The following is a 2,436-nucleotide window of genomic DNA, read 5'->3' as shown; positions in this document are numbered from 1 at the left end:
ATACATTAATAATCGGTTAATTTCTTCACCGATTACTCCCGATTTACCGATTAACTCTTGTGTGCTTTCTATTAGTTTTTCTTGACTTAAAAATTCCTTTGCTTCTTTGATTTCTTTTTCTGTGAGTACTTTTACTTGTTTTTCGTAGAGTTTGCCTTGTTCTGCTACTTCTTGTAATCTAAATTGTTCTAATTCATTTGTAAGTTGGTCTAAATCTCGTCTTACTATGGTGGTGCCTATTTCTAGTCGTTCGGCTACTTTTCTAGTGAGTTTTTCTATACTGGTGTCGTTGTACAAATCAATATTCTGTCTTAATACTTGCTCCGACTTTTGTTTGCTTATTCCTAATGTGACTCGTAACGCTTCTAAATTATTGAACCTGATACCTCCTAGAATAGAGATTTTAAGGTGTTTGGTTTCGTAGAGGTAGTGGTTGGGGTTGGAGGTGTTGAGATTGTTCATAAGTTTTAAATAATCATATTTGACTACAAATATATATTTTTTGTTTATAATAAAATATGTTTTTTGTCAAAAAAATTATCCAACATATAATTTATGCTTATAAAAATGTATTTTTGTAAAGCATTTTAAGCATATAAAACATTATACAGTACACTTATGTCGTTTGGAGATAACTTAAAAAAAGCTCGTATAGAAAGGAATATTTCGCAAGGAGATTTAGCAAAACTTATTGAAGTTCACGCAACCCATATTTCACGTTATGAGCGTAATTTAACCGCTCCAACTATTGAAGTTGCTAAAAGGATAGCCGATGCCTTAAACGTAACTACAGACTATTTAATTTATGGCTCTAGTGAACAAATTATAAACGACAAACTAAAAGACGAGGAACTATTACAGCTTTTTAATAAAATCCAGTTTCTAAAACCTGAAGAAATTACCAGCGTTAAAACAATGCTTAAAGCCTTTGTGTTTCAAAAAGACATTCAAAAACAACTTTCTTGAAAATTATTTTTTGCCTTAAAACATATATTTTTACTCTCATAAATATGTATTTTAAGTTATAAACACGATAACTACAACCCACAAAAAAACACGCTTACGGGCGTGTTTTTTTTAGTTTATTCTGCATTAAAAATTTATTTTGATTTTAAAAGACCTATAACTTTTGGATAATTTTTTTCTAAATCATTTTTGTTTTTATCACTAGCATCAACACCTACTTCTATATATTGATAAACATTTTTAATAGTTTTATCATCCATTTTACCTAAAATTTTGGCGAAATTCTCATCCCCAAGTTTTTTAATTAATAAAAACAAAACATACCCGTGGTCATATCCTCCTGCATCGTTAATGTAATCTATTTTTAAAAAATTTGATAACGAGATACTATCATTTTCATATGCTTTATTGAGATTAATTATATACTCATCATATCTGTCTCCCAATGCTATCTCTAAATTATTTGAGATAGGTATTTTAGGCTGTTGTTGACAACTTAAATACAAACAACAAACCAATATACATACAGTTTTTCTCATCTTATTTTTTTGTTTTCTTTTTATCAGCAGGCTTTGGAGGAGCAGGTTTTTCATCTATCACTTCTAATGTTCCATATTTAATTTGAGTAGTAAAAGGAACATATTTTTGTTTACCTCTTCTATCTGGAACTTCTTCGGTTTTAGTATTATTTATTGCCTGATTAACAATATTCCATTCTTCAGCTCTTTCTTCCACAGTCATACTAGGGTCATCCTTACACAAAGTTACACAGCCCCAACTTACTCTACCTGGATGTAAATTATAACCATTTCTTTTTTCTCCATCAGAATTTAGTTCTCCTGGTCTGTCATCAACTTTGTCATATTGACTTGCATCTTGAGGGTCTAAAACAAAAAACGATGAGTGATTTGGATCTGTATTTCCTTTATTTTCTAGTATATTATAAATTCCCGTTGAGATTGGTTTCTCTTTTGGTCTTTGTGGGTCATTCTGTATTATTGTACTTTGTTGACCTTCATCGGAAGAATGTCCGCCTGTAAATACGTTTTCAACTCTAATGCCATAATTATACTTTGATTTTTCTTTAATACTTAGTTTGGCATATGTTGAAGCACTGACGAATTTATACGCTAATTTACTATTGATTTTACTTAAATTTGGAATAATAGCTAATGTACTAGTTGCCTTATTGTATACAATATAAGCTTCTAATCCATCTAAATCTATAGCTTGTATTGGCGTGTTACTTGCAAACTGATAAGGTGTTAGCATTGGAAATTTTCTAGTCAAAGGATCAACATTAAAAAACCTTCCAATTCTCGGATTGTACATACGCATTCCATAATCTTGGAAGTTCCCTTCTCCCATTATTTCATCGTCATCTTCTTTACCATTAAATCCGTATCTATACTGATTACTAGCACCGTGGCGGTTTGGAATGAGCGAGCCGAAAGGGTAATACTTTATGCG

3 protein-coding genes and 1 pseudogene are annotated in these 2,436 nt (G+C 30.9%); 1 reads left to right on the top strand and 3 read right to left on the bottom strand.

Annotated elements, in window-relative coordinates:
* Positions 1 to 462, bottom strand: a pseudogene (locus B0A78_RS14045) (hypothetical protein); the annotation flags it as partial.
* Between the two features lie 156 nt (positions 463 to 618).
* On the opposite strand from B0A78_RS14045, the gene B0A78_RS14040 reads away from it, so the two are divergent.
* Positions 619 to 966 carry a helix-turn-helix domain-containing protein gene (locus B0A78_RS14040; protein ID WP_077225769.1) on the top strand — a complete coding sequence of 116 codons (348 nt, stop codon included), beginning with the start codon at positions 619 to 621 and terminating at the stop codon, positions 964 to 966.
* 134 nt (positions 967 to 1,100) lie between these two features.
* On the opposite strand, the gene B0A78_RS14035 is transcribed toward B0A78_RS14040, so the two are convergent.
* Positions 1,101 to 1,505: a hypothetical protein gene (locus B0A78_RS14035; RefSeq protein WP_123906726.1), complete on the bottom strand. Its 405-nt coding sequence runs from the start codon at positions 1,503 to 1,505 to the stop codon at positions 1,101 to 1,103.
* A gap of 1 nt (position 1,506) precedes the next feature.
* The coding region (locus B0A78_RS14030; protein ID WP_123907321.1) for an RHS repeat-associated core domain-containing protein at positions 1,507 to 2,436 on the bottom strand (930 nt) is incomplete at its 5' end.

The sequence above is a fragment of the Flavobacterium columnare NBRC 100251 = ATCC 23463 genome (assembly GCF_002530675.1).
GTDB classification, from domain to species: Bacteria; Bacteroidota; Bacteroidia; order Flavobacteriales; family Flavobacteriaceae; genus Flavobacterium; species Flavobacterium columnare.
This window is presented reverse-complemented; position numbering and strand designations above follow the sequence as displayed.

Coding starts and splice junctions, on each gene's coding strand:
- B0A78_RS14035 (WP_123906726.1), bottom strand. CDS start 1,505: ATGAGAAAAACTGTATGTATATTGGTTTGTTGTTTGTATTTAAGTTGT.
- B0A78_RS14040 (WP_077225769.1), top strand. CDS start 619: ATGTCGTTTGGAGATAACTTAAAAAAAGCTCGTATAGAAAGGAATATT.